The sequence below is a fragment of the Streptomyces sp. NPDC047085 genome, assembly GCF_040643735.1.
GTDB lineage: Bacteria > Actinomycetota > Actinomycetes > Streptomycetales > Streptomycetaceae > Streptomyces.
In genome coordinates this window covers 572,024-586,611 of the sequence record NZ_JBEYUW010000001.1, presented here as the reverse complement: position 1 = coordinate 586,611, position 14,588 = coordinate 572,024, and the positions used below count along the sequence as shown (strand labels likewise).

Below are 14,588 nucleotides of genomic sequence, written 5' to 3'. Positions count from 1 at the left end.
GAGAAGAACAAGGACGGATCACCATGCGCAACCGCAGAGCCGCTCTCACCGCGATAGCCGGAGCCGCCTCCCTCGCCCTCGCCCTGTCCGCCTGCGGCCAGAACAGCGACGGCGGCAGCAAGGCGGAGAAGGGCAGCGCCAAGGGCGGCACCATCGGCATCGCCATGCCGACGAAGTCCTCCGAGCGCTGGATCGCCGACGGCAAGAACGTCGTCAAGAACCTGGAGGCCAAGGGCTACAAGACCAAGCTGGTCTACGGCGAGGACGACCCGGACACCCAGGTCTCCCAGATCGAGAACCTGATCACGCAGGGCGTCAAGGGCCTGATCGTCGCGGCGATCGACAACAAGTCCCTGAACAACGTGCTCCAGGAGGCCGCGGACGCGCACATCCCGGTCATCGCCTACGACCGCCTGATCCTCGGCACCAAGAACGTCGACTACTACGCGTCCTTCGACAACGAGAAGGTCGGCAAGCTCCAGGGCACGTACATCGTGCACAAGCTGGGCCTGGACAGCGGCAAGAAGGGCCCGTTCAACATCGAGCTGTTCGCCGGCTCCAACGACGACAACAACACCCGGTACTTCTTCAACGGCGCGATGAGCGTCCTGAAGCCGTACATGGACAAGAAGCAGCTGGTCGTCCGCTCGGGCCAGACCGAGCTGAACAAGGTCACCACCCTGCGCTGGGACGGCGCCACCGCGCAGAAGCGCATGGACGACATCCTGACCTCCTCCTACAAGTCGGAGAAGGTCGACGCGGTCCTCTCCCCGTACGACGGCATCTCCATCGGCATCCTGTCGTCGCTGAAGTCGGACGGCTACGGCTCGGGGAGCAAGCCGCTGCCGGTGATCACCGGCCAGGACGCCGAGCTGGCCTCGGTGAAGTCGATCATCGCCGGTCAGCAGACGCAGACCGTCTACAAGGACACCCGCAAGCTCGCCGAGGTCGCCTCGACGATGGTCGACGACGTCCTCAACGGCAAGAAGCCCGAGGTCAACGACACCACGTCGTACAACAACGGCACCAAGGTCGTGCCCGCCTACCTGCTGCAGCCGGTGAGCGTCGACAAGTCCAACTACCAGCAGGTCCTGATCGACGGCGGCTACTACACCGCGTCCGAGCTCAAGTAAGCGCCCGCCCCTACGGATCGCAACGGATTGGAAGGCACGACCATGGCGGGACCCGTCCTGGAAATGCGCTCGATCGTCAAGACCTTTCCCGGTGTCAAGGCGCTGTCGGACGTCACCCTGACCGTCCGGCAGGGCGAGGTCCACGCCATCTGCGGGGAGAACGGCGCCGGCAAGTCCACCCTGATGAAGGTGCTGTCCGGCGTCCACCCGTACGGCAGTTACGAGGGGGACATCCTCTTCGAGGGAGAGGTGTCCCGGTTCAGGGACATCCGGGCGAGCGAGCAGCACGGCATCGTCATCATCCACCAGGAGCTGGCGCTGGTGCCGTACCTCTCCATCGCGGAGAACATCTTCCTGGGCAACGAGCACGCCAGGCGCGGGCTCATCAACTGGAACGACACCCTCAGGCACGCCACCGAACTGCTGCGCCGGGTCGGTCTGGACGAGCACCCGGAGACCCGCGTCGCCGACATCGGCGTGGGCAAGCAGCAGCTCGTGGAGATCGCGAAGGCGCTGTCCAAGCAGGTGAAGCTGCTGATCCTGGACGAGCCGACGGCGGCCCTGAACGACGAGGACAGCGGGAAACTCCTCGACCTGATCCTGGAGCTGAAGGACCAGGGCATCACCTCGATCATCATCTCCCACAAGCTCAACGAGATCCGCAGGGTCGCCGACTCGGTGACGATCATCCGGGACGGCCGATCCATCGAGACCCTCGACGTCAAGGCGCCGGAGACGACCGAGGAGCGGCTCATCGCGGGCATGGTCGGCCGCGACCTCGACCACCGCTTCCCCGAGCGCACCCCGCACCGGCCCGAGGAGGGCGCGGCCCCGGCGCTGGAGATCCGGGGCTGGACCGTGCACCACCCCATCGACCAGCAGCGCAAGGTCGTGGACGACGTGTCGCTCGAGGTCCGCCGCGGGGAGATCGTCGGCATCGCGGGCCTGATGGGCGCCGGCCGCACCGAACTCGCGATGAGCGTCTTCGGGCGGACCTACGGCCGGTACGCGGGCGGCACGGTCCTCAAGGACGGCAAGGAGATCCGGACCAGGACCGTCCCGGAGGCGGTCCGGCACGGCATCGCCTACGTCACCGAGGACCGCAAGCACTACGGCCTCAACCTCATCGACACCATCAACCGCAACATCTCGCTGACCGCGCTGACCAAGGTCGCCAAGCGGGGTGTGGTGGACGAGCACGAGGAGCGGCAGGTCGCCGAGGGCTTCCGCACCTCCATGAACATCAAGGCGCCGACCGTGTTCGAACCGGTGGGCAAGCTGTCGGGCGGCAACCAGCAGAAGGTCGTCCTCAGCAAGTGGATCTTCGCGGGTCCGGACGTGCTGATCCTGGACGAGCCCACGCGCGGCATCGACGTGGGCGCGAAGTACGAGATCTACACGGTCATCGACCAGCTCGCCGCCCAGGGCAAGGCCGTCGTCTTCATCTCCTCCGAACTGCCCGAACTGCTCGGCATGTGCGACCGCATCTACACGATGGCCGCCGGCCGGCTGACCGGTGAGGTGCCGCGGGCCGAGGCCACGCAGGAAGTGCTGATGCGTCACATGACGAAGGACAAGACCGACAAAGAGGTAACGCGATGAGCACGGATGTGACCGCCAAGAGCCCGGCCCCCGCGCCGCCGGGCAGGAGCGGATCGGCCGCCGACTCCGGTCTGCTCCGGCTGATGCTGGACGGCCTGCGGCGCAACATGCGCCAGTACGGCATGCTGATCGCGCTCGGCCTGATCGTCGTCCTGTTCGCGATCTGGACCGACGGGGACCTGCTGCTGCCGCGCAACGTCTCCAACCTGGTGCTGCAGAACAGCTACATCCTGATCCTCGCGATCGGCATGATGCTGGTGATCATCGCCGGGCACATCGACCTGTCGGTCGGTTCGCTGACCGCGTTCGTCGGCGCCTTCGCGGCCGTGCTGACCGTGCAGCACGGGCTGTCCTGGCCGATCGCGTTGGTGCTGTGCCTGCTGGTGGGCGCGGTGGCGGGCTCGGTGCAGGGCTTTCTGATCGCCTATCTCGGCATACCGTCCTTCATCGTGACGCTCGCGGGCATGCTCCTCTTCCGCGGCCTCACGGAGATCCTGCTCAAGGGGCAGACCCTCGGCCCCTTCCCCGACGGCCTGCAGAAGATGGGCAACGGCTTCCTGCCCGAGACCGGCCCGAACACCAACTACCACAACCTGACCCTGCTGCTCGGGCTCGCCCTGATCGTGGCCGTGGTCTGGCAGGAGGTCCGGGACCGCCGCCGCCAGCAGGAGTTCGCGCTGGACGTGCTGCCCACCCGCCTCTTCCTGCTCAAGCTGACGGCTCTGGTCGCCGCGATCCTCGTCCTCACCCTCCTGCTCGCCAGCTACAAGGGCGCCCCGATCGTGCTGATCATCCTCGGCGCGCTGGTCGTCGGCTACGGCTACGTGATGCGCAACGCGGTGTTCGGCCGGCACATCTACGCGATCGGCGGCAACCTTCCCGCGGCCAAGCTGTCCGGCGTGAAGGACAAGAAGGTCACCTTCTACGTCTTCCTGAACATGGGCGTCCTCGCGGCCCTGGCCGGTCTGGTGGTCGCGGCCCGGCTGAACGCGGCCTCGCCGAAGGCTGGCGTCAACTTCGAACTGGAGGCGATCGCCTCCTCGTTCATCGGCGGCGCGTCCATGAGCGGCGGTGTCGGCACCGTCCTCGGCGCCATCATCGGCGGCCTGGTCCTGGGCGTGCTGAACAACGGCATGAACCTCCTCAGCGTCGGCACCGACTGGCAGCAGGTCATCAAGGGCCTCGCCCTGCTGGTGGCGGTCGGCTTCGACGTGTGGAACAAGCGCAAGTCCGGTTCGTAAGCAAGCGAGTGAGCCGAAGGGGCGCGCCGGTGTCGAGAGACCGAACGCGCGGAGGCGCGAAGCGCTGAGCACGATCGGGCTCTCGACACCGGCATCCAGCGCCCCGGAGGCGAACGAGCGCCCAAACAAAGGGGAGCCGCACACATGGAACTGAACAGACGCACGGTCATCGCGGGAGCCGCGGCAGCGGGTATCGCCGCGACCACCCTCGGCACGGGCAGCGCCCAGGCCGCCACCGGTTCGGCCTCGGGAAGGAAGCCGGTGAAGGAACCCTTCGGCAAGCTCGCCGACGGCACGAGGATCTACCGCTGGTCGCTGGAGAACGGCGGCACGCGGCTGAAGGTCCTCAACTGGGGCGGTGTCGTCCAGAGCCTGGAGATCCCCGACCGGCACGGCCGCCACGCCAACGTCTCGCTGGGCTTCGCGCGCATCGACGACTACGTGGCGAAGACGCCGTACTTCGGCGCGCTCATCGGCCGCTACGGCAACCGCATAGGCAAGGGGCAGTTCACCCTGGACGGCACGGCGTACCAGCTGTCCGTCAACGACGGCGTGAACAGCCTGCACGGCGGCAAGCAGGGCTTCGACAAGCACGTGTGGGACGTGGAGCCGTTCACCGAGGGCTCGGACGTCGGACTGCGCCTGCACTACACCAGCGTCGACGGGGAGATGGGCTACCCGGGCACGCTCAGGGCGACGGTGACGTACACCCTCACCCGGCACGGCGCCTGGCGCATCGACTACGAGGCCACCACCGACAAGGCCACCGTCGTCAACCTCACCAGCCACGTCTACTGGAACCTGGCCGGCGAGGGCAGCGGCACGATCGAGGACCACGAGCTCACGATCGCCGCCTCCCGCTACACCCCCACCGACGCGGGCCTCATCCCGACGGGGGAGCTGGCGAAGGTGGCCGGGACCCCCTTCGACTTCCGCCACGCCAAGCCGATCGGCCGGGACATCCGGGCCGGCCACGAGCAGCAGGTGCAGGCAAAGGGGTACGACCACAACTGGGCGCTGGACAAGGGCGTCACCGCGAAGCCCGAGCACGTGGCGACCCTGCGCGACCCGCGCTCCGGCCGCACCCTGAAGATCGCCACCGACCAGCCGGGGCTGCAGTTCTACTCCGGCAACTTCCTCGACGGCACCCTGACCGGCACCGGCGGCCGCACCTACCGCCAGGGGGACGCGCTGTGCCTGGAGACCCAGCACTTCCCGGACTCGCCGAACCACGCGAACTTCCCGTCGACCGTGCTGCGGCCGGGCCGGACGTACCGGACGACGACGATCCACACGTTCGGGGTGTGACGTGACACGCGCGGCGTGAACTGGCTCACGTGCCCCGTGAGTTGAACAACACCTCCGGCGCCTCCGTACTCATGGGTGGCCCGTGCTCCCCCGCACGGGCCACCCTTGGACGGAGGTTCCCTTGCCTGACAACGTCACCTCGTTGTTCCGCAACACCGCGGCGCACAGCCCCTCGATGGCGGCGCTGACGCGGGAGAGCGACGGGTCGGGCCCGGTGGACTTCTGCATCCCGTGCAACCCGTACTTCCCCACTCCCGCCATGTTCGAGGAGCTGGCGGTCCGGCTGCGCGAGATCATCACGTACTACCCGAGCAGCGCCGACACCATCACGGCCGAGCTGTGCAGCCTGCTCCAGTTGCCGCCGCAGTGCGTGGCGATGGGCAACGGCTCCACCGAACTCATCACCTGGATCGACCACCTCCTGGTCCGCGAATCCCTGGCCATCCCCGTGCCGACCTTCGGCCGCTGGACCGACCAGCCGATGGAGACCGGCAAGCGGGTCGACATGTTCCCGCTCCAGGAGGCGAACGGCTTCGCGCTGGACCTCGCCCAGTACGCCGAGTTCATCCGGGCCCGGGGCACCCGGGTCGCGGTCATCTGCAATCCCAACAACCCCGACGGCGGCTACCTGCACAAGCAGCAGGTGGTGCAGTTCATGGACGCGATGGCCGACCTGGACCTGGTGGTCGTGGACGAGTCGTTCCTGGAGTTCGCCGACGCGGAGGCGGAACCGAGCGTCGTCCAGGAGGCGATGCTCCGCCCGAACGTCGTCGTCCTGCGCAGCCTCGGCAAGAACTTCGGCCTGCACGGCATCCGCTTCGGCTACCTGGTCGCGAACCCCGCGATCGCGGGCAGGGTCCGCTCGATGCTGCCCAAGTGGAACCTCAACTCCTTCGCCGAGCACGTGGTGTTCATGCTGCGCGAGCACGGCACGGAGTACGCGCAGAGCCTGATGCAGGTACGGCGCGACCGACTGGAGATGACCAGCCACCTCTCCGCCCTCCCCGGCCTCACGGTCTACCCCTCCCAGGGCAACTTCCTGTTCGTACGCCTCCCCGTCGGCGCCGAAGGCACCGTGGTCCGCGACCGGCTGCTCACCGAGCACCGGATCCTGGTCCGCGAGTGCGGCAACAAGATCGGTTCGTCCAGCCGCTTCCTGAGACTCGTGGTGCGCCCCCAGGTCGACGTGCGTCGCCTGGTGTCCGGCCTGGAACAGGTGCTCTACGGGACCAGGAGGGGAGCCGCCGTACCCGAGCTGAGCACCGGGACCAGCTACAGCTCGGGTACGGCGGCGGTGGACCGGCTGATGAGCGAGACCAACGGCGCCGGAATACCGGGGCTCGACGCGGGGGCCCTCGCGGCCGGCGTCGCCCCGGCCCCGGCCGCCGCTCCGGCCGCCGGCACCGGCATGCCCTTCCCCGCCGCCGCGCCGACCGGCGGCAGCATGCCGATGCCGGCGGCAGCCCAGCCGGTGCCGGTGGCAGCGCAGGCGGTCCCGATGCAGCAGCCGACGCCGGTACCAGTGCCGGTACAACAGCCGGTAGCCCCGGCCCCTGTTCCGGCGCCGACGCCCTTCCCCACGCCGGTACCGGCTCCCGCACCCGCGGCCCCCGCACCTGCTCCGACGCCGGTCCCCGTCCCCGTCCCCGTTCCGGCCGCTGCCGTCGCGGTCGCCCCCACCCCGCCGGGCGTTCCGGCCCGCGGGGGTCTCACGGCCGCCCAGGTACGCGGCATGACGGCCCCCGCCACCGACCTGACCCCGGCCCCGGCCACCGGCTGGCCCAACGCACAGAGCTGGCCGAACGCGGCGGGAATGGGACAGGCAGGCTAGCAGCGCCCGGGGCTCGCCGCTACGGCAAGCCCGCGTCCTTCGCCATCACGCGCAGGGCTTCGGTCAGCGCCTTTCGTTGAGTCTTCGTCAGCCCCGCCGTGAATTCCTCGTCCAGGGTTCGCGCCATGGACGTGCAGCGTTTCAGGAGGCCCTGTCCCTCCTCGGTGAGGGTCAGCACCTGCCGTCGGCGGTCCTGAGGGTCCCGGATGCGCTGCACCGCGCCGAGGCTCTCCAGGTGGTCGGCCAGTGAGACCACCAGGCTGGGCGCGACGCCCATCCGTGCGGCCAGTTCCTGCTGGGACGCGGCCGCGGCAAGGCTGAGTGCAGCCATCAGGCCGACGTGCTTGGGCTTGAGGCCCAGTTGCTCTATCTCCCGGGTGAACCGGTCGGTGGCCACCGTGCCCAGAGTGCCGAGCCGGAACACCACGGTCGAGGTCAGGCCCGGGGCGTCGCCTGCCGCCTTCGCCTCCCCATTGACATCGCTCATGCCGAGAATGGTAGCGTCCCAGTATCGTTCACAGTCAGAATGATTCAGGGGGGAACGCAATCATGAACTCGTCCACCGTGCAGACCGTCCTCGTCGTCGCCAACGCCCTCGCCTCCCTCGTCTCGGCCGGCTCGTGCGTCGCCGGGATGATCAGGCCCGGCCTCGCCCTGCCCAAGGGCATGGCCGTCAACGGGGGTACGCGTCTGTACGCGAACGCCTACGGCGCCAGGGCGATCCCCCTCGCCGCCGTCACCCTCGCCCTGTTCGCCCTGGGCGACCGGTCCGTCGTCGCCCCTGTTCTCGCCATCGCCGGTCTGGCCCAGATCGGCGACTCCGCGATCGGGGTTCAGCAGCGCAACAAGGGCATGGCCATCTGTGCCGGCGTCTTCGCCGTCCTTCACCTCGCGTCGGCGTGGTGGTTCCACACGCGCTGAACGCCCGCGGTCAGACGGGACGGCGGCAGGTCGACCTCGGCTCGTACGGTTTTCCCGGGCGGATCGCGGTCGACCACCTCCCACCGGTCGGCGAAGGCGTTCACCAGCACGAGCCCGCGCCCCGCGTCCGCGAGGGGTGCGGGCTCCCGTACATCTTGGGGGCCGGGCGGCTGCTGCTCGGCCCGGGTGTCGGTCACCTCGATCCGCACACTCCCCGCGAGCAGCGCGAGCCGCAGCTCGAAGTCCCGTCCGGGTACGCGTCCATGAGTTACGGCATTGGCGGCCAGTTCGGCCACGATCACCGCTACGGCGTCCGCCGCGTCGGTGCCGTGCGGGATGCCCCAGGCGTCGAGTTGGGCGAGGGCGAGATGCCGGGCCAGGCGGGCGCCGCGAGGAGTCGGGCTGAGGCGTTGGGTGAGCATGCGCCCAATGTGGGGGGCGTGAAGGAGGCTTCACCAGGTGCGCGCCGCGTACGCTGCATCAGCGTACGCGGTGACGATCTGGACAGTACTCGTGACGGGCCGTGACCATGACCTTCATGGGTGCGGGAAGCAACGGTGAGCCGGAGTCGTCGGACAGCCTGCGGACGTTCGGAGCGGTCGTGCAGGCGCTGCGCGAGTATCACGGGCTGAGCAGGGAGGAGTTCGGCCGCCTTGTGGGGTACTCCAAACACACGGTGGCCTCCGTGGAGTTGGGGAGGCGGATGCCGGACGTGGGGTTCGTGGAGGCGGCGGAGGGGGTGCTGGGCAACACGGGCGCGTTAAGGAAGGCGGCGGGGCATCTTGAGCGGCAGCCCGGCTTGGCCTCTTGGTTCCGGCGGTGGGCCGGGCTGGAAAAGACGGCGATCAACCTGTTCAACTACGAGTGCCGGATGCTTCCTGGGCTGTTGCAGACGGAGGCATTCGCAAGGCAGTTGTTCGCCGACGAGCTTCCACCTCTGAGCAACGAGCAGATCGAAGCCAGCTGGGCTGCCCGGGCCGAGCGTCAGCAACTGTTGCGCGAGCGACCGAACACCGCCTTCAACTTCATCATTGAGGAGCAGGTGTTCCTACGGCGTACAGGCGGGGTGGATGTCACCCGCGAGGCCATCGACCACGTACTTGAGATGGCTCAACTGCGCAACGTAGAGGTGCAGATCATGCCGCTCGTCCAGACGTCGCATGCTGGACTGCACGGGCCCATCGCCCTGCTGGAGAATCCGCAGAACAGGTGGTTCGCGTACAGCGAGGGGCAGGAGAGCGGACAGTTCATCGCCGACCCGAAGTCGATCAGCGTGCTCCAGAGCCGGTATGCCAGGATGCGTTCACAGGCTCTCACCATCCACGACTCCGTGAGCCTGTTGCAACGGATGCGAGGAGACCTATGAGCACCTCCGAACTGGCGTGGTTCAAGAGCAGCTACAGCAGCGGCTCCGGCGACAACTGCATCGAGGTCGCCCACACCCCCGCCACCATCCACGTCCGCGACTCCAAGGACCAGCAGGGCCCCACCCTCGCCCTCTCCCCCACCGCCTGGGCGGACTTCCTCACGTACGCCGTGCAGCGATGATGGAGGCATGACGATCAACACGGCCCTGGCCGACATCCTCGACCGTGGCGCCGCCGCGACGGAGGCGCAGCAACTGCTCGCCGCCCTCGCCGACCACGGCGTCTTCGTGCCCGCGCAGGCGAACGGGTCGGTGATGTTCCTCCGGGGAGAGGACGGCGCCCCCGTCCTCCCCGGCTACGTCAGCGAAGCGTGCTGCGCCGAGCAGTTGCCGGAGGCGGCCGGGTCGGTCCACTGTGACGCCCTGCGGCTGATGGACATCTCCCAGCAGACCGGCGTCGGCGTGCTCGCGCTGCACTCGGCCACGAACTGGGCCCGCGTACCGATGCCGTTGCTGGCCCAGACGCTGCGCGAGCGAGGTCAGCAGGCCGGAGGGCAGCAACTGAAGCTCACCTGGTCGACCCACCCCGTCGCCGTGGCGCTGCGGGACGCCCTCTCTCGGCGGATACGGGACTTCCCGGCGATCCGTACCGTCTGGGTGTCACAGGCGCGGCGCATGGAGACCGGGTTCGAGCACCTGATGCTGCACGTGGCCGTGGACGAGCCGCTGCCGTCGGCCTCCGCGCACCGGATGATGGAGGCGCTGCTCGGCGGGGAGGTGGTGCTCGGGGAGGAAAGCCCCCAGGTGGGCATGATCGCCCTGAACACCACCACGCACGCCGACACGCTCGCCGAGCTGGAGCGCATGGGCCTGGACACCGTACGCTCCGACCCCGCCACCGGGCGCGTCGAAGTGGTCTCCCGGGAGTTCGACGCGCCTCGGCAGTAGTCGGCCTACGTCACGTGTCCGGGCTCTACTTCCCCGGACACTGCTTCCAGGCCAGGTGGTACACCGTGCTGATGTCCCCGTCGGTCGAGTCCATCGTCATGAAGCTGACCTTGCCCGGTGACGAGCTGCCCGCGTTCACGCGCAGCTCGGTGTTGATGTTGAAGTTGCGGAGCACTCCGCAGGGGGCCCAGACGAGTTGGGCCCAGTCGGTGCTGTCGGTGGCCTGCCAGTCGTCGTTGTAGGGGCCGCCGAAGGGGTGGGTCTTGGACGCCGTGTTCGGGGAGCCCTGGAAGTAGTACGACGCCTTCTGCGTGCTGCTCGCGCCGGGCTGGAGCGAGAGGAAGCCCCGGTAGTCGGCGCTGGCGATGGCGTAGGTGAAGCCCTGCGGGACGTGGACGACCAGGTTGAGCTGGCAGTTCTTGCGGAAGGCCGTGGGGTCGGAGTTGCCGCCGGCCTGGGCGAGGTAGTCGCTGTAGGTGACGGTGAAGGCGGTGTTGTCCGGAGAGACGGCCACCGCGGCCGTACCGGCGGGACAGCCGGAGCCGTTCACCGTGGCGACGTCGATGACGATCTTGTCCGGGGGCGGGTCGTCGAAGACGGGGGACGAGGACGAAGCGGGTATCGCGGTGGTGAGCAGAGCGGCTACCGCGCCGCTCAGCAGGAGGCCACCAGCCATGGTTTCTCCCGGTTGTCGAGTGGGGGGTTACGCCTCCGACCCGTCCGCGAGACATGCTTGGCAGAAACTGTGTGGAACCTGTGAAGGCGGGGGAGGCGAGGGAATCGTAGGAAGCCCCGCTTCCGCCCGGCAGGGCGAACTCCGGCCATTCACTTCGGGGTTTTCACTCACCCGTCTGCAGGGGGATCTACAGGACCTACAGGACTTACAGCACCTGCGGGACCTACGGGTTCTCCCAGGCCGCCGGCTCCGCCGCCAGTGCCCGTACCGGCTCGGGCAGCGCGTCCGCCGCGAGGTCGGCGATGGTGACGCCCTCCAGGATGCGGCGCACATTGGCGCGCAGGGCGATCCACAGGGGCAGCAGGGGCTGCGCGGTTCCCGTGTACGACAGGCCCGTCGGGCGTACGGCGGCGATCTCCTCGGCCTTCACCGGGCCGTCGTCCTGCCGGACGGCCACCTCCAGTACCGCCCGTAACGCGTAATCCGCCCGTGCCGAGATCCTCATGCGTCCGTTGTGGGGCGTACCTCCGTGGACAATGGCCGGACCGCGCCCCCGTAAGATCGCCCGGGAGGATCCACCTTGGCGCTCAGCAGACGTACCTTCAGTGCCCTGGCCGGCTCGGCCGCGCTCGGTTTCGCCCTGGGCGGCAGCGGCGGTCCCGGGGCGCCCTCGGCGTTCGCGGCGCACAGCGTGCCCACCGGTCCGGCGCCCGCCCCGCCGCGTGCCGACGGGGAACGTCACACCATCGGGTACGACAACTACTCGCTGATCGTCGACGGCCGACGACTGGTGGTGTGGTCCGGCGAGATGCACCCCTTCCGGCTGCCGAGCCCCTCCCTGTGGCGGGACGTGCTGCAGAAGATGCGGGCGCACGGGTACAACGCCGTGAGCATCTACGTGTCCTGGAACTACCACTCCCCCGCGCCCGGGCACTACGACTTCTCCGGTGTCCGGGATCTCGACCTGTTCCTGCGCACGGCCGCCGAGACCGGGCTGTACGTGATCCTGCGGCCGGGCCCGTACATCAACGCCGAGATCGACGGCGGCGGCTTCCCGGGCTGGCTGACGGCGACGAAGGGGACGGCGCGCACCGCCGACCCGACGTATCTGTCGCACGTCGACGAGTGGCTCACCGCGGTGAACCGGATCGTCCGGCGGCATCTGTTCACGCAGGGCACGGGGACCGTCCTGCTGTACCAGATCGAGAACGAGTACGACTCCCACGTCGGGGAGGCGACCGGGCGGGACTACATGTCCCATCTGTACCGGAAGGTCCGGGGCGACGGGATCGACGTGCCCCTCTTCCACAACGACAAGGGGCGCAACGGCTACTGGGTTCCGGGGTCCTTCGACACCGACGGGGAGACGGGCGGCTGGCTGTACGGGTTCGACGGGTATCCGTCGCCGTCCCAGACGCCGCCGGACTGGGGGCACTTCGGGAAGGGCGGGCCGACGGGCGGGGCCACCGCCTCGCCGCGTACGCCCGGGTTCGTACCGGAGTTCGGGGGCGGCTGGTTCGACCCGTGGGGCGGGGCCTGGTTCGACGGCAAGGGGTACGCCGAGTCGCGGCGCACCCGGGACGCGGCCTACGAGCGCCGCTTCTACCTCACCAACCTCGCCAACGGCATCACCCTGCACAACGTGTACATGACCTTCGGCGGGACGTCGTGGGGCTGGCTGCCCGCGCCGGTGGTCTACACGTCGTACGACTACGGGGCGGCCATCGACGAGGGCCGCAACGTCACCGAGAAGATCGCCCCGATGCACCAGCTCGGGCATCTGCTCCAGCGCGTGCCGGACTTCGCCCGGCTGGACCGGGCGGCGGACGTGAAGGCGGCGGGGCTGAAGGTCTACCACCTGACCAACCCGGACACCGGCACCCATGTGTACGTCGCCCGCAACGACGGCACGGAGGCCGTCACCGGCGACCTGCCGACGAACGCCGGGAAGCTCAGGATCACCGTGCCCGCGCGCGACGCGCGCCTGCTGACCACCGGACTCGCGCTCGGCCGGCGGACGCTGAAGTACTCCACCGCCCAGCCCATGATGTCCCTGACCGTCGGCCGGCAGGACGTCGCCGTGTTCACCGGGCGGCACGGCGACATGGCGGACCTGGTCCTGAAGTCCCCGGTGGAGCCGTCCGTCACCCGCCTCGACCCGGAGGCGGCCTGGGCGTACGACGGCGACGAACTGCACGTCAACGCGCCCCTCGGACAGGGCGGGCTGACCCGGGTGCTGGTCGAGAAGGGCGAGAGCGACACCCCGCTGCTGCTGCTCTTCGCCGACGACGCCACGGCCGTACGGATGTTCCCGTACGACACCCCGTCCGGCACCCTGCTGGTGTACGGCCCCCAGCTGCTGCGCCACGCCGAGGTGCGCGGCTCCGAGGTCCATCTGACGGGTGACGTCACCGGGGAGACCACGCTGGAGGTGTGGGGTCCGCGCGGGATCGCGAGCCTGGTGTGGAACGGGCGCAGGGTGCCGACCCGGGTGACCATGTCCGGCAGCCTGATGACGACGGACATGCTGCCCGCCGTGCCGGAGGTGGTACTGCCCGCACTGGACGGCTGGCGGACGCGGACGGAGAACCCGGAGGCGGGGCCGAGCTTCGACGACTCGTCGTGGAAGGTCGCCGACAGGACGTCGTCGTACAGCGTCACCCCGGTCCCGGAGGGCGGGCCGGTGCTGTTCGCCGACGACTACGGCTTCCACTACGGAGACGTCTGGTACCGGGGCACGTTCAGCGACTCGACCGGCATCGAGGAGGTCTCGCTCTCCTACAGCACCGGCACGCAGGGGCTGTTGATGGCATGGCTGGACGGGGAGCCGCTGGGCACCCACCGGATGCCGGTGCCGGACAAGGACACCACCATCAGGAAGGGCAGTTGGGACGCCACCGCCGTCTTCCCGGTGCGTGAGCGGCTGCGCTCGCCCGGCCGGCATGTGCTGTCCGTCCTCGTGCGGCGCATGCAGCACGACCAGGACGGCAAGGCGCAGGACACGCACAAGGTGGCACGCGGCCTGACCGCCGCCGTCTTCAAGGGGGCCGCCCCGCACGTCGGTTGGCGGATCCAGGGCGAGGCGGCCCCGGACCCGGTGCGCGGTCCGCAGAACAACGGCGGCCTGTGCGGCGAGCGGGAGGGCTGGCACCTGCCCGGCCTCCCCGACCGGGACTGGCAGAAGGTGACCTTCCCGCGCGCCGAGCGGCGGCAGGGCGTGACCTGGTACCGGACCACGTTCCGGCTGTCGGTGCCGCAGGACGTCGACGCCTCGATCGGACTCACCCTGGAGGACGACCCGTACCGGGCCTACCGGGCGCAGATCTTCCTCAACGGCTGGAACATGGGCCAGTACATCAACAACGTCGGCCCCCAGCACACCTTCGTCCTCCCGAACGGCATCCTGCGCACCCGGGGCAGCAACACCCTGGCGCTGGCGGTCCTTTCGGAGTTCACGACGCTGTCCGGACCGGGCAAGGTCGAGCTGACGCTGCTGGGGACGGCGGTGGGCGGGGTGCCGGTGACGCCGGTGGAGTCGCCCGGCCGCTGATCGCGTTCGGCC

General features: G+C 69.2%; 14 protein-coding genes. 10 read left to right on the top strand and 4 right to left on the bottom strand.

Annotation, left to right across the window (positions count from 1 at the left end; genetic code table 11):
• Positions 1-23 precede the first annotated feature (23 nt).
• The 5 genes from chvE (at position 24) to ABZ865_RS02340 (ending at position 7,115) form a co-directional block, all read left to right on the top strand.
• The gene (gene chvE / locus ABZ865_RS02360; RefSeq protein WP_361222562.1) at positions 24-1,133 is read left to right on the top strand and encodes a multiple monosaccharide ABC transporter substrate-binding protein; all 1,110 of its coding nucleotides are present in this window, start codon (positions 24-26) and stop codon (positions 1,131-1,133) included.
• Positions 1,134-1,175: 42 nt separating this feature from the next.
• Positions 1,176-2,735 (top strand): multiple monosaccharide ABC transporter ATP-binding protein, encoded by a 1,560-nt coding sequence (gene mmsA / locus ABZ865_RS02355; RefSeq protein ID WP_361222560.1) that lies wholly within the window; start codon positions 1,176-1,178, stop codon positions 2,733-2,735.
• Entirely contained in the window at positions 2,732-3,976 is a 1,245-nt protein-coding gene (mmsB, locus tag ABZ865_RS02350; RefSeq protein WP_361222558.1) for a multiple monosaccharide ABC transporter permease, read from the top strand. Before mmsA ends, mmsB begins: the two co-directional genes overlap by 4 nt.
• A 144-nt stretch (positions 3,977-4,120) precedes the next feature.
• The gene (locus tag ABZ865_RS02345; RefSeq protein WP_361222557.1) at positions 4,121-5,284 is read left to right on the top strand and encodes an aldose epimerase family protein; all 1,164 of its coding nucleotides are present in this window, start codon (positions 4,121-4,123) and stop codon (positions 5,282-5,284) included.
• Between the two features lie 121 nt (positions 5,285-5,405).
• On the top strand, positions 5,406-7,115 hold the full coding sequence (locus tag ABZ865_RS02340; protein ID WP_361222555.1) for a histidinol-phosphate transaminase: 1,710 nt from the start codon (positions 5,406-5,408) through the stop codon (positions 7,113-7,115).
• Between the two features lie 19 nt (positions 7,116-7,134).
• Here ABZ865_RS02340 and ABZ865_RS02335 read toward each other — a convergent pair whose 3' ends face one another.
• Positions 7,135-7,602 carry a MarR family winged helix-turn-helix transcriptional regulator gene (locus tag ABZ865_RS02335; protein ID WP_361222553.1) on the bottom strand — a complete coding sequence of 156 codons (468 nt, stop codon included), beginning with the start codon at positions 7,600-7,602 and terminating at the stop codon, positions 7,135-7,137.
• A gap of 62 nt (positions 7,603-7,664) precedes the next feature.
• Between ABZ865_RS02335 and ABZ865_RS02330 the strand changes: the two genes are divergently transcribed.
• Positions 7,665-8,036 carry a DUF4267 domain-containing protein gene (locus tag ABZ865_RS02330; protein ID WP_361222551.1) on the top strand — a complete coding sequence of 124 codons (372 nt, stop codon included), beginning with the start codon at positions 7,665-7,667 and terminating at the stop codon, positions 8,034-8,036.
• On the opposite strand, the gene ABZ865_RS02325 is transcribed toward ABZ865_RS02330, so the two are convergent.
• Complete coding sequence (locus ABZ865_RS02325; protein WP_361222550.1) at positions 8,000-8,458, bottom strand: ATP-binding protein; 459 nt, start codon at positions 8,456-8,458, stop codon at positions 8,000-8,002. The two genes, ABZ865_RS02330 and ABZ865_RS02325, sit on opposite strands and share 37 nt — an antisense overlap.
• Before the next feature lie 107 nt (positions 8,459-8,565).
• Here ABZ865_RS02325 and ABZ865_RS02320 point away from each other — a divergent pair, with 107 nt between their 5' ends.
• From ABZ865_RS02320 to ABZ865_RS02310, 3 genes are read left to right on the top strand one after another with little or no spacing between them, the layout of a single operon-like run.
• Positions 8,566-9,402 (top strand): helix-turn-helix transcriptional regulator, encoded by an 837-nt coding sequence (locus ABZ865_RS02320; protein ID WP_361224318.1) that lies wholly within the window; start codon positions 8,566-8,568, stop codon positions 9,400-9,402.
• Positions 9,399-9,584, top strand: a complete 186-nt coding sequence (locus tag ABZ865_RS02315; RefSeq protein WP_361222548.1) for a DUF397 domain-containing protein — start codon at positions 9,399-9,401, stop codon at positions 9,582-9,584. Before ABZ865_RS02320 ends, ABZ865_RS02315 begins: the two co-directional genes overlap by 4 nt.
• Positions 9,585-9,591: 7 nt before the next feature.
• On the top strand, positions 9,592-10,350 hold the full coding sequence (locus ABZ865_RS02310; protein WP_361222546.1) for a hypothetical protein: 759 nt from the start codon (positions 9,592-9,594) through the stop codon (positions 10,348-10,350).
• 25 nt (positions 10,351-10,375) lie between these two features.
• Here ABZ865_RS02310 and ABZ865_RS02305 read toward each other — a convergent pair whose 3' ends face one another.
• A complete protein-coding gene (locus tag ABZ865_RS02305) occupies positions 10,376-11,026 on the bottom strand; it encodes a DUF4360 domain-containing protein (protein ID WP_361222545.1) in 651 nt (216 codons plus the stop codon).
• A 223-nt stretch (positions 11,027-11,249) separates the two neighbouring features.
• Positions 11,250-11,531: a hypothetical protein gene (locus tag ABZ865_RS02300; RefSeq protein WP_361222543.1), complete on the bottom strand. Its 282-nt coding sequence runs from the start codon at positions 11,529-11,531 to the stop codon at positions 11,250-11,252.
• Between the two features lie 75 nt (positions 11,532-11,606).
• Here ABZ865_RS02300 and ABZ865_RS02295 point away from each other — a divergent pair, with 75 nt between their 5' ends.
• Positions 11,607-14,576 (top strand): beta-galactosidase, encoded by a 2,970-nt coding sequence (locus ABZ865_RS02295; RefSeq protein ID WP_361222542.1) that lies wholly within the window; start codon positions 11,607-11,609, stop codon positions 14,574-14,576.
• Positions 14,577-14,588 lie beyond the last annotated feature (12 nt).